Origin of the sequence: Solibacillus sp. FSL W7-1472, from assembly GCF_037969775.1 — a bacterium.
GTDB classification, from domain to species: Bacteria; Bacillota; Bacilli; order Bacillales_A; family Planococcaceae; genus Solibacillus; species Solibacillus silvestris.
Map to the genome: position 1 here is coordinate 935885 of NZ_CP150208.1, position 15393 is coordinate 951277.

The 15393-nt window shown below is 41.5% G+C and carries 12 protein-coding genes and 1 other annotated feature (1 of these 13 running past the window's edge); all 12 genes read left to right on the plus strand.

The window, feature by feature from the left end; all coding sequences use genetic code 11:
* Positions 1 to 156: a binding site (T-box leader), on the plus strand (it extends 67 nt beyond the left edge of the window).
* 238 nt (positions 157 to 394) lie between these two features.
* A complete protein-coding gene (gene ileS, locus MKY07_RS04490) occupies positions 395 to 3160 on the plus strand; it encodes an isoleucine--tRNA ligase (RefSeq protein ID WP_339263932.1) in 2766 nt (921 codons plus the stop codon).
* A 91-nt stretch (positions 3161 to 3251) separates the two neighbouring features.
* Positions 3252 to 3968 (plus strand): AzlC family ABC transporter permease, encoded by a 717-nt coding sequence (locus MKY07_RS04495; RefSeq protein ID WP_008403377.1) that lies wholly within the window; start codon positions 3252 to 3254, stop codon positions 3966 to 3968.
* Positions 3965 to 4291, plus strand: coding sequence for an AzlD domain-containing protein (locus MKY07_RS04500; protein ID WP_065216462.1), 327 nt, complete (start codon positions 3965 to 3967; stop codon positions 4289 to 4291). The genes MKY07_RS04495 and MKY07_RS04500 overlap by 4 nt, the downstream gene beginning before the upstream one ends.
* A gap of 270 nt (positions 4292 to 4561) precedes the next feature.
* Complete coding sequence (gene lspA, locus MKY07_RS04505) at positions 4562 to 5038, plus strand: signal peptidase II (protein ID WP_339263934.1); 477 nt, start codon at positions 4562 to 4564, stop codon at positions 5036 to 5038.
* Positions 5038 to 5940, plus strand: a complete 903-nt coding sequence (locus MKY07_RS04510; protein ID WP_065216461.1) for an RluA family pseudouridine synthase — start codon at positions 5038 to 5040, stop codon at positions 5938 to 5940. The genes lspA and MKY07_RS04510 overlap by 1 nt, the downstream gene beginning before the upstream one ends.
* Positions 5941 to 6251: 311 nt before the next feature.
* On the plus strand, positions 6252 to 6485 hold the full coding sequence (locus MKY07_RS04515) for a hypothetical protein (RefSeq protein WP_339263936.1): 234 nt from the start codon (positions 6252 to 6254) through the stop codon (positions 6483 to 6485).
* Positions 6486 to 6799: 314 nt separating this feature from the next.
* Positions 6800 to 7381, plus strand: coding sequence for a bifunctional pyr operon transcriptional regulator/uracil phosphoribosyltransferase PyrR (gene pyrR / locus MKY07_RS04520; RefSeq protein ID WP_269454588.1), 582 nt, complete (start codon positions 6800 to 6802; stop codon positions 7379 to 7381).
* Between the two features lie 22 nt (positions 7382 to 7403).
* Complete coding sequence (locus MKY07_RS04525) at positions 7404 to 8702, plus strand: solute carrier family 23 protein (protein ID WP_008403372.1); 1299 nt, start codon at positions 7404 to 7406, stop codon at positions 8700 to 8702.
* A gap of 246 nt (positions 8703 to 8948) precedes the next feature.
* Positions 8949 to 9866, plus strand: a complete 918-nt coding sequence (locus tag MKY07_RS04530) for an aspartate carbamoyltransferase catalytic subunit (protein WP_339263939.1) — start codon at positions 8949 to 8951, stop codon at positions 9864 to 9866.
* Complete coding sequence (locus tag MKY07_RS04535) at positions 9829 to 11103, plus strand: dihydroorotase (RefSeq protein ID WP_339263940.1); 1275 nt, start codon at positions 9829 to 9831, stop codon at positions 11101 to 11103. The genes MKY07_RS04530 and MKY07_RS04535 overlap by 38 nt, the downstream gene beginning before the upstream one ends.
* Complete coding sequence (locus MKY07_RS04540; protein ID WP_339263941.1) at positions 11103 to 12203, plus strand: carbamoyl phosphate synthase small subunit; 1101 nt, start codon at positions 11103 to 11105, stop codon at positions 12201 to 12203. The genes MKY07_RS04535 and MKY07_RS04540 overlap by 1 nt, the downstream gene beginning before the upstream one ends.
* Complete coding sequence (gene carB, locus MKY07_RS04545) at positions 12196 to 15393, plus strand: carbamoyl-phosphate synthase large subunit (protein ID WP_339263942.1); 3198 nt, start codon at positions 12196 to 12198, stop codon at positions 15391 to 15393. Before MKY07_RS04540 ends, carB begins: the two co-directional genes overlap by 8 nt.

The window sequence follows — 15393 nt, forward strand, 5'->3', positions numbered from 1 at the left end:
GAACGAAGCAAGTTAAATCGAAAATCACTCCTGAGCTAAATAACTGAAATTCAAGTAAGTTATTTCGTAGCACACGACGTTACAGTGTCTAATGAGGCTATTTTTATTTAGCGAATTTAGGGTGGTACCACGAGACTAATGCTCCTCGTCCCTTTTTACAGGGATGGAGGGGCTTTTTTTGTTTAAAAGTTCCTAAACCCCTATTGGAGCATTAAAAGCATGACAATCGATGAAACGCGGTCATTTTTGCTGAAACGTTGATTGGAATGGAGGGGAGGCGACTCCAGCGGGAATAGCGTGACGCCTGAGACTACAGGCTCAGGCCACGCCCGCGGAAAGCGTCCGCCCCGGAATGGAAATCAACACTCGATAAGATCACTAGGAGGAATTTACAATGGTAGAGTATAAAGACACATTATTAATGCCGAAAACCGACTTCCCTATGCGCGGCGGTTTACCAACAAAGGAACCGCAAGTTCAAGCACAATGGGATGAAATGGATATCAACAAGCTAGTACTGGAGCGTACAAAAGATCGTCCTCACTACTTGTTGCATGATGGCCCTCCATATGCAAACGGAGACATCCATATCGGTCACGCATTAAACAAAGTTATCAAAGATATGATTAACCGCCAAAAATCAATGTCAGGATTCCATGTACCTTATATTCCAGGTTGGGATACACACGGTTTACCAATCGAGCAGGCACTGACAAATAAAGGTGTTAAACGCAAAGAAATGTCGGTTGCAGAATTCCGTGAACTTTGTGAGAAATATGCTTATGAACAAATTGAAAACCAAAAAAGCCAATTCCGTCGACTAGGTGTACGTGGTGACTGGGCAAATCCATATATTACATTAAAACCTGAATTCGAAGCACGTCAAATCGAAGTATTCGGGAAAATGGCAGAGAAAGGCTATATTTATAAAGGCTTAAAACCAGTCTATTGGTCACCGTCTTCTGAATCTGCATTGGCAGAAGCGGAAATCGAGTATAAAGATGTTGAATCGTATTCAATTTATGTTGCATTCGGCATTAAAGACAGCAAAGGCGTAGTACCGGCAGATGCTAAATTTGTCATCTGGACAACAACGCCATGGACAATTCCAGCAAACTTAGGGATTTCAGTGAACCCTGAATTCACTTATGTTGTCGTTGAAACAAACGGCAGCAAATATATCGTAGCAAAAGATTTACTTGAAAAGTTATCAGCAACATTTGGTTGGGAAGATGTTCAAATCGTTCAGGAAGTACAAGGTGAACAGCTTGATATGATCGTTGCAGAACATCCTATTTACAAGCGTGATTCATTAGTAATGGTTGGTGACCACGTAACTGCTGATGCTGGTACGGGTTGTGTACACACAGCGCCGGGCCACGGTGAAGACGACTATCAGATCGGGAAACGCTATGGCCTTGACATTTTATCACCAGTAGATAACGGTGGCTGCTATACAAATGAAGCACCTGGTTTTGAAGGATTATTCTACGAAAAGGCAAATCCGGTTGTTATTGAAAAATTAAAAGAAGAAAATGCATTATTGCATGTTTCTAAATTTACACACTCATACCCGCATGACTGGCGTACGAAAAAACCGGTAATTTACCGTGCAACACCACAATGGTTTGCATCTGTTGAAATGTTCCGAAATGAATTATTAGATGCCGTAAAAGCGACAGAATTTACACCGGCATGGGGCGAAACTCGTCTTTACAATATGATCCGTGATCGTGGTGACTGGGTAATTTCTCGTCAGCGTGCATGGGGTGTGCCAATTCCGATTTTCTATGCGGAAGATGAAACACCGATCATCACACCAGAAACAATCGCACATATTTCAAAATTGTTCCGTGAACACGGTTCGAATATTTGGTTCCAGCGTGAAGCGAAAGACTTGCTTCCAGAAGGCTTTACACATGAAGGTAGCCCGAACGGCAAGTTTACTAAAGAGAACGACATTATGGACGTTTGGTTCGACTCAGGATCATCTCACCAAGGTGTGCTTGTAGAGCGCGGACTGAAATATCCTGCTGACCTTTATCTTGAAGGATCTGACCAGCACCGAGGCTGGTTCAACTCATCATTAATCACATCAGTTGCGATTAATGGGCATGCACCATATAAAGGTTTATTAACACATGGTTTCGTATTGGACGGCGAAGGACGCAAAATGTCTAAATCGCTTGGTAACACGATTGACCCGATCAAAGTGATGAACCAATACGGTGCCGACATTATTCGTATGTGGGTAGCATCTGTTGACTATACAGGAGATGTTCGTATTTCAATGGATATGTTGAAGCAAGTTTCTGAAACATACCGTAAAGTGCGTAATACATTGCGCTTCCTGCACGGAAATGTGACAGACTTTAACGAAACGACTGACCGTGTACCTTACGAAGAGTTACGTGAAATGGATCAGTATATGTACATGCGATTACAGGATGTTGTAAAAACAATCCGTGAAGCATATGACCGTTATGACTTCTCAACTGTTTACACAACTGTGAATAACTTTGTAGCAATCGAGCTTTCTTCATTCTACTTGGATATCGCAAAAGATGTTGTGTATATCGAAGGAACTGACAACAAAAACCGTCGTGCAATGCAAACGGTTATGTATGATACATTAATGGCATTAGTAAAATTATTAACGCCAATTATTCCACATACGACTGAAGAGTTATGGAGCTACATCGAGTTCGATGGCAAGCCGAAATCTGTACAATTAACAGATTTCCCAGAAGTAGTAGAACAAGCAAACTTTGCAGAACTACGTACGAAGTGGGTAAAAGTAATTGCAGTACGCAATGAAGTGTTAAAAGCATTGGAAGAAGCGCGTAATGCAAAAACAATCGGTAAATCACTGGAAGCAAAAATTTCGGTTTATGCAGATAGTGAAACAGTCGAGCTATTGAATGATGCAAACATCGATTTTGCACAGCTTTCAATTGTATCTCAATTCGTTATCGCAGGCAGTAAGGAAAATGCACCTGCAGAAGCGTTGGTACTTGATAAAACAGCGTTAGTTGTTGAAAAAGCTGATGGGGAAAAATGTGAGCGTTGCTGGACAATTTCAGAAACAGTAGGCGCAAGCGAAAATCACCCTACATTATGTAAACGTTGTGCAGATGTTGTAGAAAACTATTACGTATAAAAATCCGGAACGCTATTGCCATTTTGGCAATGGCGTTCCTTTATACCTTTTTTATTTTTTGAAAAAATAAATTATTTAGGAGTTGTACATTTTGGAACGAATCGAACAGAAGCCATTAACTCCTGATACGTTTCTGCAGGGGGTAAAAGACTGTGTGCCGACATTGCTCGGCTATATTAGTATCGGTCTTGCATTTGGTGTTGTCGGAATTGCTTCGGGAATTTCGGTATTGGAAGTATTTTTACTTTCGGTACTTGTATATGCAGGATCCGCCCAGTTTATCTTTTGTGGCCTGTATTTAGCCGGTGCCCCTGTAACGGCGGTCATTGCTACCATCTTTATCGTCAATTTACGGCACTTGCTTATGTCTTTGACTATTGCCCCGTATTTCACCAAGTATTCCACGCTGCGTAATATCGGGTTCGGGACATTGCTGACAGATGAAACATTTGGTGTTTCCGTCGTTAGTGCCGGCAAAGAAGGACGTCTTGGCGGGAAGTGGATGGACGGTTTAAACATTACAGCGTATACGACTTGGATTGCGGCATGCTCAATAGGCGGCATTATCGGGCAATGGCTGCCGGACCCGGAAAAGTGGGGATTGGACTATGCTTTGGTGGCAATGTTTGTCGCACTGCTTGTTCTGACACTTGCGAGCATTCCAAAAGAAAAATTAATGCATTACATAAAACTAATCCTCATTATGGTTATCAGCATGTACGGGATGCTTTACTTTATGCCCGGGCATTTAGCTGTCCTGTTATCAACCGTAATTGTTGCAACGATTGGGGTGGCATTGGAAAAATGACAACCTCGGTAGCGATGGTATTACTAATTTTAGGCTGCGCCCTAGTAACGTGGATTCCTAGAATATTGCCGTTTATATTAGTGAAAAATATGAAGATGCCGAAAATCGTGCTGCGATGGCTTGCCTACATACCTGTTTGTATATTGTCTGCCCTTGTAATTGAAGGTTTCTTCGAGAAAGTAGAAACAATCGTTACGGTTCATTGGCTTAATGTGATGGCGTTTATTCCTACGTTATTTATTGCTTTACTTACAAAAAGTTTATCGAAAACAGTCATTGCCGGAGTATTGACAATGGCAGGATTGCGATTATTTTTTGGTTGAAGGTATAGAGGATTTTGAGCTTGTTTAGTTGAATGTGACTAAACAGGCTTTTTTCATAATGAAATGTAGTGGCCGCTCTTTTATTAGCTAATGTGGATTAGAATGTAGAAACTTGATCACCGAAAGTAGAATCTTTAGTATGAAAAGTAGATCTTTCACCTAAAAAGTAGAAGCTGCTGCTTTTATTGTCACTTTTCACACATTAAAAATATCAGATGGTCTGATATTATGTTAAAATAGGTAAGATATATCGTAAACGGAGGATTTGCTGTGTATAAATATTACGGAATCGCAATAATTGCAGTCATTTTGGATCAATGTACAAAGTGGCTCATTGTTAAAAATATGGAATTAGGGGAACGCATCAGTGTATGGGATCCTTGGTTTGGCATTTTATCGCATCGTAACCGTGGTGCGGCATGGGGCATGTTGGAAGGACAAATGTGGTTGTTCTCAGTTGTTACAGTTGCTGTCATTATCGCCATTATTTATTTTAATCATACAGAAGCAAAAGGGAAGCCACTTTTTCATGTAAGCTTAATGCTGTTATTAGGTGGCGCGGTTGGTAACTTTATTGACCGATTGTTCCGTGGAGAAGTAGTTGATTTTGTCGATGTTTATATACCGGTAATCAATTATCATTTCCCGATCTTCAATATAGCGGACGCAGCTTTGACAATTGCTGTTGTAATGCTTTTCATTACGATCATACTAGAAGAAAAAAAGGATAAGAAAAAGGTGAAATAATGACAGTAGTCACATTAACAATAGAAGAATTTGCAGGGGAACGTATCGATAAGGCACTTTCACAAATGGAAGAATCTTGGTCACGTTCGCAAATTAGTAACTGGCTGGATGAAGAACGTATTTTAGTAAACGGTGCAGCCGTAAAAGCAAAATATAAAGTGAAGCAAGGCGACATTATTGAAGTAACGATTCCGGAAGTAGAAGATTTGGAAATCATTCCAGAAGATTTAAATTTGGAAATCGTTTACGAAGATGCGGACGTTTTAGTTGTGAATAAACCGCGCGGAATGGTTGTTCACCCGGCACCAGGCCATGCAACCGGCACATTAGTAAATGGTTTAATGCATCATTGCAAAGACTTATCCGGCATTAACGGTGTGGCACGTCCAGGTATTGTACACCGTATTGATAAGGATACGTCCGGTTTATTAATGGTTGCAAAAAATGATGTTGCCCATGAAAGTCTTGTTAATCAGCTTGTTGAAAAATCGGTAACACGTAAGTATACGGCTTTAGTACATGGTCATATTGCTCATGAAAAAGGAACAATTGATGCTCCAATCGGCCGTGACCAGAAAGACCGTCAAAAGCAGGCAGTTGTCGATAAAGGCAAGCATGCGGTTACACATTTCCAAGTGATCGAGCGTTTCGGTGAGTTTACTTTAGTGGAGTGCCGTCTTGAAACAGGCCGTACACACCAAATTCGTGTGCATATGAACTATATCGGTTTCCCGTTAGCAGGAGATCCGAAATACGGTCCAAGAAAAACAATCGATTTCAGCGGCCAAGTATTACATGCAGGTGTATTAGGATTTATCCATCCTGTAACGAAAGAATATTTAGAGTTTGAATCACCGCTACCGGAAGATTTCAAACAATTAATAGAAGAATTACGCGGATAATTTTGAACAGCCGGCTCCTTATATAGGGGGCGGCTGTTTTTTAGTTAGGAAAGGTTTGTGGTCGGCTTTATTAGAACTATTGAAGAGGATATTAGAAAATAGGTCGGCGATATTAGAAGGTGAAGAGGTTTTATTAGAAAATGACTGGGACGGGGTTCGATTTGGGGTTTAATTTCGGTATGTAGAGGCATTCACATAGCCTAAATTAGAACATTTGCAGTGGATATTAGAAAAAGTTGCGGTGATATTAGAAGGTGTATGGCTTTTATTAGAAAACGGCTGAAATTTGGTTCGAATTGAGGCATTATCTTTTGCATGCAGAGGCTTTCGAGGAGCTAAAATTAATTTTATTAGAACATTTGAAGAGGATATTAGAAAATACTCAGTATATATTAGCACAATGGGGAGCTATATTAGAAAATCACGCATACTTATTTGAACAATGCGCCAATAAATTAGAAGATACAGCATTTATTAGAAGATTTAAAAATATATTAGAAAATACAGCACACTTATTAGAAAATCACTACCAAGACCAAACATAAAATAAAATTCACACTTTTCAAACATTAAATTTCAGTTGTCTGACCTTCACTAAGTTAGTTGACTTATTAAATAATCAAGCCTATACTGACAACAGTGAACTACAGAACTTGACGAGAGCAAGCAGGTAGTCACAGCAAATCAAATCAATCTGAATATTGTTCACCTTTAATGGCAGTCCAGAGAGGCTGAGAAGGGATAATGTGAAGCAACGGAATTTTTGTGCGCAAAAATACCCGTGTGCAGTTTTTCAACATGACTTTTCAAACCCTCTAGAACTTTCTAGAGGGTTTTTTGTTTGAAATTTACATTGATCATACCCAGTGAACATGGAAAAAACGAAAGGAGCAGCACCATGGAAAATTTTACAGTATTACTTGATGGCCCATCGATGAACCGTGCGATTACACGAATTGCACACGAAATTATTGAACGTAACAAAGGCATTGATGAAGTGATTTTAGTCGGGATTAAAACACGCGGTGCCTATTTGGCAAGACGGCTTGCGGAAAGAATCGAATCGATTGAAGGAAAAGCGATTCGCACAGGAGAGCTTGATATTACATTGTACCGAGATGATTTAACACCTAAGCACGAGCAGGCACAGGTTAAGCAAGTTGATATTGAGCACGAAGTAAAGGAACAGAAAGTTGTGCTGATCGATGATGTTCTTTATACAGGAAGAACAGTACGTGCAGCATTGGATGCCATTATGGACTTAGGGAGACCGGCGCAAATCCAGCTTGGGGTTCTCGTTGACCGGGGCCACCGTGAATTGCCGATACGTGCTGACTATGTAGGGAAAAATATCCCGACATCAAGCGCTGAACGCATTGTCGTTAATCTCGTAGAAACAGACAAAGAAGATATTGTAACAATTCATAAATTTGAGGAATAAGTGAATACAGGGAGAGAACATCATGACAAAAGCAGTATTGGATATTCATGAAAAACCTACAGTAGGGCAGCTGATTACATTTAGTTTCCAGCACATGTTTGCCATGTTCGGATCAACAATTTTAGTACCAAAATTAGTCGGGTTAAGCCCATCCATTGCACTTTTAACAAGCGGAATTGCGACAATTATCTTTTTGATCATTACACAGTTTAAAGTACCGGCTTACTTAGGTTCATCATTTGCCTTTATCTCGCCGATTATATTAGTAGCAGGCTTATCGGAAGCAGGTGTTGCGATCAACCCTGGCAATGCAATGATCGGAGCAATGATGGTCGGTGTTGTATACGCAATCGTAGCATTATTAATCTGGAAAACAGGCTACAAATGGCTGATGAATATTTTACCGCCAATTGTCGTTGCACCAGTAATTATCGTTATCGGATTAGGGTTATCTGGCACGGCAGTCGATATGGCGATGAATGTAGACGGCGAATATAGCGGCCTTCACTTCTCGGCGGCATTGGTAACGTTAGCTACTGCGATTATTTTCACAGTATTCTTTAAAAACATTTTAAGTGCAATGCCAATTTTAATGGGGATTATCGTTGGTTATATTTATTCGGTCATCATCGGAATCGTTGACTTCACAGCTGTCAAAAATGCAAAGTTCTTCGCATTGCCAGACTTTTTAATCCCTGGTGTACACTATGACTTCCAACTTACAGGCGCAATTTTTATCGGAATGGTGCCGATTGTCATTGTGACGATTTCAGAACATATCGGCCACCAGCTAGTATTAGGGAAAGTTGTAAACCGCAACTTCATTAAAGACCCGGGCTTACATCGTTCGCTGTTAGGTGATGGCCTTGGAACATTTGCTTCAGCTTTGATCGGCGGTCCCCCAAAAACAACATACGGCGAAAACATCGGGGTTCTTGCTATCACACGTGTATATTCAGTGTATGTAATTTTAGGAGCAGCAGTTGTGGCCATTGTCGTATCATTTTCGGGTCAGCTGATGGCACTGATTGAAACAATCCCGACAGCAGTACTTGGCGGTATTTCAATCCTGTTATTCGGGATTATTGCAGCAAGTGGCTTACGTATGTTAGTGGAGAGCAAAGTAGACTTCGGAAATAACCGTAACATGGTCATTGCATCGGTAATATTAGTAGTCGGAATTGGCGGGGCGGCAATGCGCTTTACGGAAAGCTTTGCGATTGAAGGAATGGCATTAGCGTCGATTATCGGTGTCATCTTGAATCTCGTATTGCCAGGTCGTGAAGTAACAGAAAAAGATATTTACGAAACAGAAGAATAAAAGAAATACCTTTTAAAGATTGTCCAGAGAGGCAAGGAAGGGTATGACATGCATGAAAGGATCATTTTTAGAATGATACCTTACCTTGTCACACCCTCCAAGCCTCGCTAATGATGATAGCGAGGCTTATTTATGACGAGATATTGTATATTTAAACAAAAAGTAGATTAAATATTCATAATGTAATAAAATAATATCAAGCTAGCATTGCGCCGGGGCGTAATTGATATAAGCGGAGGCACTCACATGAAAAATTTATTATCGATGGAACATTTGTCAAATGAAGAAATAATGATGATTTTAAATCGAGCACAGCATTTCGAAAATGGGGGAAACCCTGTGTTACAACGCGAATTTCATGTAGCAAACCTTTTCTTTGAGCCAAGTACACGTACAAAAACGAGCTTTGAAATGGCGGAGCGTCGACTAGGATGTACAGTTATACCGTTTGATGCCGAGTTTTCCAGCACAACAAAGGGAGAAACGCTGTACGATACAGTCAAAACATTGGAAATGATCGGAATCGATGCTGTCGTTATTCGAGATAAGGAAGATGAATATTACAACGAGCTTCTAGAAGGCATCGGGTGTGCGGTCATTAATGCAGGTGATGGCGCTGGCCAACATCCTTCCCAGTCATTGCTGGATTTATATACGATCCAAAAAGAGTTCGGTCGATTTGAAGACTTGAATATTACGATCGTCGGTGATATTTCACATAGCCGTGTCGCAAAATCAAATGCGACAGCACTTACTCGATTAGGGGCAAATGTTCGATTCCTTTGTCCGCCGGCATGGGCAGGCAATTTTGAAGCGGCACATAGCTGGGAAGAAGTGCTGGAAGACAGCGATGTCATTATGCTGCTGCGAATCCAGCATGAACGCCACTCCGTAAGTAAAAACTTTTCAAAAGAAAGCTACCATGTAGAGTATGGTTTAACGATTGAACGTGAACAGCGGATGAAAGAGAGGGCTATCATTATGCACCCGGCACCGGTAAACCGCGATGTGGAAATTGCGGATGCCCTTGTAGAATGCAGTCGTTCCCGCATTTTTGAACAAGTGCGAAACGGTGTATTTACACGAATGGCCATTTTAGAAACGATTTTGAAAGGAAGAGATCAAAATGACAACAGTTATACAAAATGTGAAGCTACTCAATGAGGAAGGCGAATTAGTAGTTTCTACTATTGTAATAGAAAACGGCAAAATCGCTTCAATTAATGGAGACATTCCAGCTGGCGCTACAGTGATTGACGGGAATGGTCATTTCGCATCACCGGGTTTTGTCGATGTACATACCCACTTACGTGAGCCTGGCTTTGAACATAAAGAAACGATCGCAACAGGTTCTGCATCTGCAGCAAAAGGCGGTTTCACAACAATTTGTGCGATGCCAAATACAAAGCCGGTACCGGATTCGGTAGAAAATATGCAGCTCATTAACGGATTGATCAAAGAAAGTGCAGTGATCCGCGTTTTACCATATGGCTCTTTAACGAAAGATATTTCAGGTGAAGTTCGCACAAATATGCAAGAGTTAAAAGAACAGGGGGCAGTCGCTTTCTCGGACGACGGCATCGGTATTCAGCTAGCGTCGACTATGTATGAGCAAATGCAGCAGGCAGCAAAGCTCGATGCGGTTGTCGTAGCACACTGTGAAGATAATTCACTTATTTACGATGGGGTTATGCATGAAGGGAAGCGCAATAAAGAACTTGGTTTACCAGGGATTCCTTCAATTTGCGAGTCCGTACAGATTGCTCGAGATGTACTGCTGGCTGAAGCGGCTGGTGCACGATACCATGTATGCCATGTATCGACGAAAGAATCCGTACGCGCTGTAAGGGATGCAAAAGCAGCAGGAATTAAAGTGACAGCGGAAGTTTGTCCACACCATCTATTGTTAGAAGAAATGGATATCCCATCAGATGATGCCAACTGGAAGATGAACCCGCCATTACGTGCTGCAGACGATAAAGATTCACTGCATGCAGCACTGCTTGACGGTACGATCGACTGTATCGCAACAGACCATGCACCGCATACAGCAGAAGAAAAATGCTGCGGTATGGTTGGGGCACCATTCGGTATTGTTGGTTTTGAGACAGCATTCCCGTTATTGTATACAAATTTTGTAGAGACAGGGAAATGGACATTGAAGCAATTAGTCGACTGGATGAGTGTAAAGGCAGCCCAAATTTTCGATCTTCCATACGGAATATTGGAAGTAGGCGCTTCAGCGGATCTTGTACTAATCGATTTGGATAAAGAACAGACAATTGATGCAGAAGGGTTTGTCTCAAAAGGACGTAACACACCATTTAACGGATGGACTGCAAAAGGATGGCCGGTAGTAACGATGTTTGAAGGCAATATTGTATATCAGGAGGCAGAATAATGAAGAAGCGTTTACTAATCTTAGAAGATGGCACTGTATTTACAGGTACTGCATTTGGAAGCGACAAAGCGAGTCAAGGAGAAGTTGTATTTACTACAGGGATGACAGGCTACCAGGAAACTATTTCAGACCCATCATTTTACGGACAAATTGTTACATTAACATACCCGTTAGTCGGAAATTACGGCATTAACCGTGATGACTTTGAAGCAATTACTCCTGCAATCCGCGGTTTTGTCGTACGTGAATTGGCAGAGCAGCCATCAAACTGGCGCTCGGATATGTCTTTAGGGGATTACTTGGCAGCGCAAGATATCCCGGGCATAGAAGGAATCGATACAAGAAAATTAACGCGCATTATTCGTACAAAAGGAGCTGTACGAGCGATTTTAACTGAAGCGAATGCCGAAGTGGATATCGCAAAGATCGTAGCTCAATTACAGGAGACACCTTATATTACACACCATGTGCGCGAAGTATCGCCAAAAGCGGCATACCCGTCACCAGGACGCGGAAAACGTGTCGTGCTGATCGACTTCGGAATGAAGCACGGTATTTTACGCGAATTAAACAAGCGTGACTGTGATGTACTGGTCGTACCTTATAACACGACAGCCGAGCAAATTTTAGCAATGCATCCGGATGGCATCATGCTTTCGAACGGTCCAGGAAACCCGGAAGATGTAACAGAAGGAATCGAAACAATTAAAGGACTAATCGGAAAAGTGCCAATCTTCGGTATTTGTCTAGGGCACCAACTGTTTTCACTAGCTTGTGGCGCAAAATCGTTTAAATTGCCATTCGGTCACCGAGGCGGAAATCATCCGGTTAAAAACCTTCGTACTGGTCGCACGGATTTAACGAGCCAAAACCATGGCTATGCAATCGATATTGAATCGTTAAAGGATACAGATCTAGAGTTAACACATGTCGCTTTAAATGATGGTACTTGTGAAGGGGTTCGCCATAAGAATTATCCGATTTTCACTGTGCAGTATCACCCGGAAGCATCACCAGGTCCTGAAGATTCAAACTACCTATTTGACGAATTTATCGAAATGATGGAAATCGAAGCAGCAAAGGAGAACCAATATGCCTAAACGTACAGATATAAATACAATTTTAGTAATCGGCTCAGGTCCGATCGTAATCGGTCAAGCAGCAGAATTTGACTATGCAGGGACACAAGCATGTCTATCATTAAAAGAAGAGGGCTATAAAGTAATTTTAATCAACTCGAACCCGGCGACAATTATGACGGATACTGAGATCGCAGACAAAGTATATATCGAGCCAATCAGCCTTGAATTTGTATCGCGAATTTTACGAAAAGAGCGTCCGGATGCAATTCTTTCTACATTAGGTGGTCAAACAGGGTTAAATATGGCAATCGAGCTTGATGAGTCTGGAATTTTAGATGAACTAGGAATTGAAATTCTTGGTACAAAATTGGATGCGATTCATAAAGCTGAAGACCGTGATTTATTCCGAAACTTAATGTATGAACTTGGTGCACCGGTTCCAGAGTCTGATATTATCCATAACATGGAAGAAGCGAAAGCGTTCGTTGCGAAAATTGGTTATCCGGTAATCGTCCGTCCGGCATTCACACTTGGCGGAACAGGCGGCGGAATTTGCTACAACGATCAGGACTTACAGGAAATTGTAACGTCTGGTTTAAAATACTCGCCTGTAACGCAATGTTTACTGGAAAAATCAATCGCAGGCTTTAAAGAGATTGAATATGAAGTAATGCGTGATGCGGCAGATAATGCGATCGTTGTATGTAACATGGAAAACTTTGACCCGGTCGGTATCCATACAGGTGACTCAATTGTCGTGGCGCCAACACAAACTTTATCAGACCGTGAAAACCAAATGCTGCGTAACATTTCACTTGATATTATTCGCGCATTAAAAATCGAAGGTGGCTGTAACGTACAGCTTGCATTAGATCCATACTCATTCCAGTACTATGTAATTGAAGTAAACCCTCGTGTATCACGATCATCTGCGTTAGCATCAAAAGCGACAGGCTACCCGATCGCGAAGCTTGCAGCAAAAATCGCTGTAGGACTTACATTGGATGAGATTAAAAATCCTGTTACAGGTTCAACATTCGCGTGCTTCGAGCCGGCACTTGACTACATTGTGGCGAAAATTCCACGTTGGCCATTTGATAAATTTGAATCGGCAAAACGTAACCTTGGTACACAAATGAAGGCGACTGGGGAAGTTATGGCACTTGGTCGTACATTTGAAGAAGCGATTTTAAAGGCTGTCCGTTCATTGGAAACTGGCCATGTGCATATTGAAATGAAACATGCAGATGAATTAACAGATACATGGATTGAAAAGCGTATTAAAAAAGCAGGGGATGAGCGTCTATTCTTTATAGGTGAAGCAATACGACGTGGTGTTACTGTGGAAAAAATCCATGAATGGTCTGCAATTGACATGTTCTTTTTAACGAAGCTGAAAAAAATTGTAGATATGGAAACAACATTGGCAGAAAACATTGGCAATCAGGAAGTTTTACGCACAGCGAAACGTTTAGGCTTTGCAGATAAAAAAATTGCACAGCTTTGGGAAATGCAAGAGCAAGCGGTTTATGATTTCCGTAAAGAGCATGGCATTATTCCAGTATATAAAATGGTTGATACATGTGCGGCGGAATTCGAATCGAATACACCATACTTCTACGGTACTTACGAGGAAGAAAATGAATCGATCCGAACTGACAAACCTTCAGTTGTAGTACTCGGCTCAGGTCCGATCCGTATCGGTCAAGGCGTAGAGTTCGACTATGCAACAGTTCACTCTGTATGGGCAATTCAAGAAGCGGGCTATGAAGCGATCATCATTAACTCAAATCCAGAAACAGTTTCGACGGACTTCTCGATTTCGGATAAATTATACTTCGAGCCGTTAACAATTGAAGATGTGATGCACATTATTGATCTGGAGCAGCCAATCGGCGTAGTCGTACAGTTCGGCGGGCAAACAGCGATCAATTTAGCGGATAAGCTTGAAGCGAATGGTGTGAAAATTTTAGGGACGACACTTGAAGATATCGACCGTGCTGAAAACCGTAACAAGTTCGAAACGGCATTACAAGAACTGAAAATTCCGCAACCTCCTGGCGATACAGCAACATCAGCTGAAGGTGCGATGAAAATTGCAGAAGGTTTAGGCTTCCCTGTATTAGTTCGCCCGTCATATGTACTAGGCGGCCGTGCAATGGAAATTGTTTATAACATGGAAGAGCTTGCTCACTATATGACAAACGCGGTTGAAGCATCACCGGATCACCCTGTATTAGTAGACCGTTACTTAACGGGACAGGAAATTGAAGTCGATGCAATTTGCGACGGTGAGAATGTATTAATTCCAGGAATTATGGAACATGTTGAACGAGCAGGTGTGCACTCAGGTGACTCAATCAGTGTATATCCACCACAAAAGTTAACAGATGCTCAGAAAGAAATATTAGTAGACTATACGACTCGCCTGGCAAAAGGCCTTGGTATTGTCGGCTTAATGAATATCCAATATGTAATGAGTGAAGGTGAAATTTACGTCATCGAAGTAAATCCTCGCTCAAGTCGTACTGTACCGTTTTTAAGTAAAATTACAAACATCCCAATGGCAAATATCGCAACAAAAGCGATTCTTGGTCAATCGATTATTGAACAAGGCTATCCAACAGGGCTGGCACAAGAACAGAAAGGCGTATTCGTAAAAGTACCGGTATTCTCATTCGCAAAATTACGCCGTGTCGACATTACATTAGGACCTGAAATGAAATCAACAGGGGAAGTAATGGGGAAAGACGCTACTTACGAAAAAGCATTATATAAAGGTTTCGTAGCAGCAGGAATGGAAATTAAAACACATGGTACAATCCTGTTCACTGTATCGGATAAAGATAAAGAGGAAGCAATCAGTCTGGCGAAACGCTTCTCGACAGTCGGCTACCGTATCGTAGCGACAGAAGGTACAGCAAAAATATTTGAAGCAAAGGGTATTAAAACTGACGTCGTAGAGAAAATCGGCGGTAAAGGGAAGACATTGATCGATATGATTCAAAATGGTGAAGCCCAATTAGTTGTCAATACATTAACAAAAGGGAAACAGCCTGCACGTGATGGTTTCCGTATTCGTCGAGAATCCGTTGAAAACGGTGTACCATGCCTAACTTCATTAGATACAGCAGAAGCAATGCTGCGCGTAATCGAATCAATGACATTTACAGCAGAAGAAATGCCGAAAGCGGAGGTAGTACACTAA

What these genes read in the sequence shown, in the direction of transcription:
- MKY07_RS04510 (WP_065216461.1), top strand. Translation starts at nt 5,038, where the DNA reads ATGACAGTAGTCACATTAACAATAGAAGAATTTGCAGGGGAACGTATC.
- carB (WP_339263942.1), top strand. Translation starts at nt 12,196, where the DNA reads ATGCCTAAACGTACAGATATAAATACAATTTTAGTAATCGGCTCAGGT.
- MKY07_RS04525 (WP_008403372.1), top strand. Translation starts at nt 7,404, where the DNA reads ATGACAAAAGCAGTATTGGATATTCATGAAAAACCTACAGTAGGGCAG.
- MKY07_RS04540 (WP_339263941.1), top strand. Translation starts at nt 11,103, where the DNA reads ATGAAGAAGCGTTTACTAATCTTAGAAGATGGCACTGTATTTACAGGT.
- MKY07_RS04535 (WP_339263940.1), top strand. Translation starts at nt 9,829, where the DNA reads ATGACAACAGTTATACAAAATGTGAAGCTACTCAATGAGGAAGGCGAA.
- ileS (WP_339263932.1), top strand. Translation starts at nt 395, where the DNA reads ATGGTAGAGTATAAAGACACATTATTAATGCCGAAAACCGACTTCCCT.
- MKY07_RS04530 (WP_339263939.1), top strand. Translation starts at nt 8,949, where the DNA reads ATGAAAAATTTATTATCGATGGAACATTTGTCAAATGAAGAAATAATG.
- MKY07_RS04500 (WP_065216462.1), top strand. Translation starts at nt 3,965, where the DNA reads ATGACAACCTCGGTAGCGATGGTATTACTAATTTTAGGCTGCGCCCTA.